Source organism: Nonomuraea sp. NPDC050404 (genome assembly GCF_040655495.1).
GTDB lineage: Bacteria > Actinomycetota > Actinomycetes > Streptosporangiales > Streptosporangiaceae > Nonomuraea.
The window spans coordinates 412,116-418,413 of the sequence record NZ_JBFAKB010000010.1; the positions used below are offsets into that span (position 1 = coordinate 412,116).

Annotated in this window: 7 protein-coding genes; 4 read left to right on the plus strand and 3 right to left on the minus strand. The window is 63.4% G+C overall.

What is annotated here, in order from left to right:
- Nucleotides 1-63 precede the first annotated feature (63 nt).
- From AB0I81_RS28930 to AB0I81_RS28940, 3 genes are all read left to right on the plus strand, one after another.
- Nucleotides 64-807 carry an N-acetyltransferase gene (locus tag AB0I81_RS28930; protein ID WP_360662771.1) on the plus strand — a complete coding sequence of 248 codons (744 nt, stop codon included), beginning with the start codon at nt 64-66 and terminating at the stop codon, nt 805-807.
- A 95-nt stretch (nt 808-902) separates the two neighbouring features.
- Nucleotides 903-1,220: a type II toxin-antitoxin system RelE/ParE family toxin gene (locus tag AB0I81_RS28935; RefSeq protein ID WP_360662800.1), complete on the plus strand. Its 318-nt coding sequence runs from the start codon at nt 903-905 to the stop codon at nt 1,218-1,220.
- Complete coding sequence (locus AB0I81_RS28940) at nt 1,217-1,552, plus strand: helix-turn-helix transcriptional regulator (RefSeq protein ID WP_360662773.1); 336 nt, start codon at nt 1,217-1,219, stop codon at nt 1,550-1,552. Before AB0I81_RS28935 ends, AB0I81_RS28940 begins: the two co-directional genes overlap by 4 nt.
- A 431-nt stretch (nt 1,553-1,983) precedes the next feature.
- On the opposite strand, the gene AB0I81_RS28945 is transcribed toward AB0I81_RS28940, so the two are convergent.
- Nucleotides 1,984-2,298 carry a hypothetical protein gene (locus AB0I81_RS28945; protein WP_360662775.1) on the minus strand — a complete coding sequence of 105 codons (315 nt, stop codon included), beginning with the start codon at nt 2,296-2,298 and terminating at the stop codon, nt 1,984-1,986.
- 186 nt (nt 2,299-2,484) lie between these two features.
- Here AB0I81_RS28945 and AB0I81_RS28950 point away from each other — a divergent pair, with 186 nt between their 5' ends.
- Nucleotides 2,485-2,865, plus strand: a complete 381-nt coding sequence (locus AB0I81_RS28950; RefSeq protein WP_360662777.1) for a helix-turn-helix transcriptional regulator — start codon at nt 2,485-2,487, stop codon at nt 2,863-2,865.
- 495 nt (nt 2,866-3,360) lie between these two features.
- Here AB0I81_RS28950 and AB0I81_RS28955 read toward each other — a convergent pair whose 3' ends face one another.
- Entirely contained in the window at nt 3,361-3,843 is a 483-nt protein-coding gene (locus tag AB0I81_RS28955; protein ID WP_360662779.1) for an Imm21 family immunity protein, read from the minus strand.
- A 4-nt stretch (nt 3,844-3,847) separates the two neighbouring features.
- The gene (locus tag AB0I81_RS28960; protein WP_360662802.1) at nt 3,848-6,295 is read right to left on the minus strand and encodes a polymorphic toxin-type HINT domain-containing protein; all 2,448 of its coding nucleotides are present in this window, start codon (nt 6,293-6,295) and stop codon (nt 3,848-3,850) included.
- Nucleotides 6,296-6,298: the final 3 nt, after the last annotated feature.

The window sequence follows — 6,298 nt, forward strand, 5'->3', positions numbered from 1 at the left end:
GCCGACGGTAGCGCCCAATAAATGGCACGCGCCAGACGCCAACCGGAGTGCAGGATAATCGGCATGGCGCTCCAGATCACCACGCTCGCCGAACGCCCGGAATTCGCCGCGTCGTTGTGGGACATGGACCACACCTGGCACCCGTTCATGCTCCACGACCCGATCGCGGACCTGTTCTACGGCCATGCCACCACGCTCTACAGCGAGTACGTGCTCGTGGCCGACGACGACACCGAGCCGGGACGCCTGGTGGCGCGGGCCTGCATGATCCCCTTCATCCGGGGCGGCGCCGACCTGCCCGACGACGGCTGGGACGGCGCAATCCGCTCCGGCACCCTGGCCCGCGAACGCAACCTCCCCACCGACGCCATCTCCGCCCTGGAAATCACCATCCGCCGCGACCTCCTGGGCAAGGGCCTGTCCTCCCTAATGCTGACCGCCATGCGCGCCCAAGCCGCCCACCTCGGCCACCACGAACTCTTCGCCCCCGTACGCCCCACCGCCAAACACCTCGAACCCCACACCCCCATGCACGAGTACGCCTCCCGCACCCGCCCCGACGGCCTACCCCACGACCCCTGGCTGCGCGTGCACGTGCGAGCCGGCGGCAAAATCGTCAAGGTGGCACCCCGCTCGATGGTGGTGGCAGGCACGCTGGCGGAGTGGCGCACCTGGACGGAGCTACCATTCGACCGCACGGGCCCGGTGGAGGTCCCGGGAGCCCTGACCCCAGTCCACTGCGACGTCCCCCACAACCACGCCGTCTACGTCGAACCAAACGTCTGGGTCAGCCATCCGCTGCGCTGACCCGACGCCATCGAAGTAAAGGATTTGCTACACTTCGCGATGTGGAGGAGTGGGAGATCCGCGTCACCAACGAGATCCTGACCTGGATCAACGCCCTGGATGAGCGGTCCAGAGCGCAGGTCGTCGATGCCATTGACCGACTGGCAGCAGCCGGTCCGTCCCTGGGCCGCCCCTTGGTCGACACGTTGAAGGGCTCCCAGGTCCGCAACTTGAAGGAACTTCGTCCCGGCTCAGCGGGTCGATCCGAGATCCGGATCTTGTTCGTGTTCGATCCGTGGCGGTCGGCCATCTTGCTGGTCGGCGGTGACAAGTCCGGCGACTGGTCGGGCTGGTATCGGCGGGCCATTCCGTACGCCGAAGAGCTGTACGCGAAATACCTGATCGAACACGAGGCGGAGGAGAAGGACCGATGACGAGTTTCCCGAAGTGGAACGACGTCCGCGCCGACATCGTGGCCAACTCCGGCGGCGAGGAGGCCGTGGCTGAGGCCCGGCGGCGCAATCAGGCCTACATCGACGGCCATCGGCTGGCCGAACGGCGCAAGAGTTTGGGCCTGTCACAGACCGAGGTCGCCGACCTGATGGGCGTGACCAAGAGCCGCATCTCCCAGATCGAACGCGGCGAGGTCTCCACCGTGGAAGCCATCGCCCGCTACGTGCAGGCTCTCGGCGGCCAACTCCAGATCTCGGCCGTGTTCGGCGACGACCTGTACATCCTGCGCGGCACCGACACCCACGCCGCTTGACTCGAAGCTTGACCGCCTGACCACCCACCTACAGAGGTTGAAATTTCGGGTGTCATGCCGATCTCGGCTTCGCGATCAGGCCGGTGTGTGCCAGGGAAGGCGCCCAGGAGGTCGGGGCGGCGTTCAGCCGGCGGTGCTGCCCACTCGGCCCTTTCGACGCCAGCGCCCCGGCCCCTGCCGTGCGCCAGGCCTTGTGCCAGACATAAGTGGCGCACCTGGACGGAGCTACCATTCGACCGCACGGGCCCGGTGGAGGTCCCAGGAGCCCTGACCCCAGTCCACTGCGACGTCCCCCACAACCACGCCGTCTACGTCGAACCAAACGTCTGGGTAAGCCATCCGCTGCGCTGACCCGGTACCACCGCCGTTCTCCCACCCGCCACCCTCCGGCCAATGACCGTCCAGTGGATTACATACCGGTCGGCCGGAACTCAGGGAACCCCCAAGACATCCATGATCCGAGTGGTCGCGAGATCCAGAACCCGCTCCACACTCTCACGGGACGCCCCTGCCTCGACCACCCTCTCGACCTGCCATTCTATAAAGACCGGCATGAACCAGAGGAGCCTGACGAAGGACGAATTCACAAAGTCATCCTCAACGGGATCGACTCTGCCCAGCATCTCAATGTAAGCGTCAGCAAGCTCTTGAACGAATTGTCCACCGCGCATGCGGCCAAGGAACCCCGCCTCATCGTCCCAGGCCCGATCCAGCATCCTAAGAAGCTCTGGATCATCATGCCTCAACCCCAACACCCCACAATTTCTCCGGAGGGCCCGTGGCCATGCACCAGAACCTCCTGATCGCCAGGTCCAAACGATCAAAAAATTAGCAGCAGACCTCCCGCCTTCATAGTGTGATCTAGATCACAGCCATCATTTAGATAAAATATAGACCGCCATGATCTCCTTAAAGACGGCAGTTTTTTGCGGATGAGCAACACAGGACCGAAATTCCCTCACGCCATCCTTCGCACCACCCCTCCCCGGAGATCCACAGCGCACTCCAGCTGGCGACCCTCCAGGAAACGACCGCTGAACCCATCACCAGCGCGCCACCGTAACGCGAGCCCAAGTTGCCCGGTCCCGTGGCCCAGCGGAACCGGAAAGCCGGAAAGACACTTAGTCGCTGTTGTGGCGCCTGGGCGGCGCAATCAGGTCTACATCGACGGCTACCGATGGCAGTACGACGCAAGAGCCCTGGGCCTGCCACAGACCGAGGTCGCCGACCTGATGGGCGTGACCAAGGGCCGAATTTCTCAGATTGAACGCAGTGAGGTCTCCATCTGGAGGCTATCGCCCGCTACGTGCTAGCTCGGGGCGAGTAACTCCAGATCTCGGCCGTATTCGGCGATGACCTGTACATCTTGCGCGGCACTGACACGCACGCCGCTTGACTCGAACACTATCTTGCGGCCCGATTGATGAACTTATGGCGCATCTCCGATCCCGCCCCGAACGGAATACTCTGCTCCAAGCTTGACCACTTGATCGCCCACCTGCGTACCCTTGACGAGTAGCGCCCGCGAATGAAACGGACTGGTCACCCACCATGGTGCTCATCAACCAGGTCCTACCCGCAGCGCCGCACAGCGACTGGGCCTGGCGATACCCTTGGCCATTTTGTTCGACACAAGCCGGGCTACTACCTACCGCACCACCCGCAGCATCGGCGTAAAACCGCCAAGAAAATCAAACCCGCATGGTAGTATCCGCCAACCTTTAGCCGCCATACCGACGCCAAGCCCCCCGCCGCAATTTTCCATCCATCGGCGGAATTCTCATCAAATCAGCCTGTTGACAGGACCTTTATTTATCCGCAATGAGCTGATGAACGCGCGCAGCCTGACGTCCCCCAGGCTCAATATCGGCAGTCCGGACTCGATACACTTCACACCGCATTTGGATTTCCAGAGAGTCGCCTGAGGTCAGTTCTGCGCCGGGCATTGCCGCATCGAACAGCACCACTTTACCGCGCACCTCGATCGACGGCCCGCCCTCCCACATGGCCGACGAAATTTGCGAATTCACCATTTGGAGCAGCTCGCCTTCTGAGTCCGCATACATCCATTGCACAAAGGCTTGATGCTCTGGCAGATACGCGGTCCGCAGGGGCTCGTCCCACAAGATGAGGGCCGTTCGTCGATGTTCAGGGGCTCCGAAGCCGACAAGCCCTGTGACCCCATCGACTTCGCAAGCCCGTTGGTAGTCGCCGCGATGCCCCGTCCAGAGAGGAACATCATCAAGCGCAACGAGCGCGAATGGCCCACCCGTGGTCTCGATCCACTTCATGCTACTACCATTCGAAAGCATCGTATGTCCTTTTCATCAGCGGGGCTATCTGGCGAACCCATCCTCCCTGTTTGGAACTGCAAGATCTACACTGCGGGTACAGCCGCTGCTTCATCCCATCAGGAATCCATTCGCTAGGCGGCCAATGATCCTTAACCCAAGTCCCTCTTTTGTTTCCTGGATCCAGGGTGCCACAAGTGTGACACCCGAAGTAGTCACCATTCCGGTTGTTCTGATCGATCTCGTCTTGCGTCCAATCCCTACCCTTATTTCGAGCAGGAATCGACTCCTCTGCGTATGGCCCCCTTGAACAAACATCATCAGGGTTCGACCGGCCAGGACTCTCATTATGAACAAGGACTGCCTGACCGCCTGCTACCACATGGTAGGTATGGAAGTCCTCGACCGTCAGGTTGTGGACCCGCTGCGTCGCCGTCCGGTGTTCGATTGCGCTGACCTGCACATAAGTCCCGGCCGCGGTCCGCAGCCACATGCCAGGCTGCAGGTCGCCGGCGTTCACCCAGGCCTGTCGCTTGGGGACCCAGAAGGGGTGTTCGTCGGTCGCGGTGAGGACGTCGCTCTGTTTGCCGTCCACGGTGACCGTGATGTCGACGAGGTTCTTGTGGCCCTCGCTGGTGATCAGGGTGGTGACCGACCTGGCGCCGGTCTGGCCGGTGGACGGGTCTGTGGCCAGGACCTCCTCGCCTGTCTCGATCTGCTCGATCGGCTTGCGGGAGCCGTCCGCCATGAGGACCAAAGTGCCGGGGACGAAGCTGCTGGGGCGTGCGCAGCTTGCCGTCACGTCTGAACCCGGCGCGTCGAGCGGGACTTCGGGGACGACGTTGTCGACGATGTCGCCCACTACCTTGTCGGCGATTTCGTCGGCGATCCCCTCCACCACATCCTTGGTGCAGGAGCGCACGCTGTGGCACATGCTGCCGTCGCCGAAGTCGGTGTCGGGGTCGACCGCGAAGTCAGAGAGGTCCGCGATGTCGGCCTCATCGAAGTCGATGACCTCGGTGTCTTCTTGCGCGGTTTCGTTCTTCTTCTGGGTCGAGTTGGTGTTCGACTTCTTGTTCTTTGACGTCTTTGACCTGGGCGACGTCTTCGGCTTGGTCTTCTTGACCTTGGGACTCTTGGCCTTGGGGGTTCTGGTTGTGGGTCTGGAAATCTTCGGCTTGGCGCCGGCTTTGGGAGCCTTGACCTTGGGGGTTTTGACTCTCAGGTTGATCGGCTTCTTGGGCTTGACCCTGCTGTTCGCCTTCTTGGTTGTCTGCTTCTTCTTGGCGCGCTTGGCCGGCTTGGTTTCCTTCTTTCGTTTGGCGTCCTTCGCCTTCCTGGAGTTCGTCTTGCCTGCCTGCTGCTTGGTCTTCTTGCCGGCCTGCTGGACGGTCTTCTGGGTCGTCTTCTTCGCCACTTGCTTCGGGGCCTGCCGGGCCGTCTGTTTCACGACCTGCTGGGCGACCTTCGGGGCCGCGCGGACCGCAGCCCGTACCGCCACCTGGGCCACCACCCGGACCACCGCGATCACTATCGGGATGCAGAACGGGCAGTTGCCGGACGGGTCGGTGTAGGCCAGCGGGTTGCCGCCGGCGTAGGTGTAGCGGTTGAGGTTGATCGAGGGGTACGGGTCGATGCTGATGTCGTCGCGGGAGGCGAAGCCGCCGGTGCCCGGGATGTACCAGCGGGCGGCCATGTTGACCTTGCCGGTGGCCGGGTCGGTGTATTCGCCCTGGTAGCCGAGCCGTCGCTTGGTGCCGCCGCTGGCGATGACCTCGCCGAACGGGTTGTAGGCGGTGGAGTCCACGATCGCGTCGCCGGAGAAGGTGGCCACCACGTCGTCGTGCTGGTCGTTCAGGATGCCGAGCTTGACGCCGCCCTCGTCCAGGCCGACCAGGTTGCCGTCGGGGTCGCGGCCGAAGCGGGCCTTGACCGTGCCCGCCGGGTCGGTGACCGCGGCCATGTCGTTCTCCAGGCCGGTGTAGACGAAGCGTTCCTCGGTCCCGGCCTGGGTGCGGGAGGCGATCCGGCCCAGGTTGTCGTAGGTGTAGGTGGCGTCCCCGTCGGAGACCAGGTTGTCGAAGGCGTCGAACGTGAGCCGCTTGGTCACCCCGCCCGTGGTCTCGGTGGCCAGCGTGCCGCGCGGGGTGTAGGTGTAGTCGGTGCCGCCGCCGGACAGCAGGCGGTTGCGCTGGTCGAAGGCGAAGCTGGTGGCGCCGGCCTTGACCCGGTTGCCGGCGTCGTCCCACTCGTAGTCGACCTTGGTGCCGTCCGGAGCCGTCCAGGAGGTCATCCGGTCGGAGCGGTCGTAGGTGTAGGCGTTGGTGCCCGCGCCGGCCGTGCCGGCGGTCACCTTGGAGGTCAGGTTGTCGTTCTTGTCCCAGTCGTAGGTGATCTTGGAGAGCTGGCCGCCGGCCGCGTTCCGCAGGGTGTGGCTGGTGATGCGGTCCAGCGG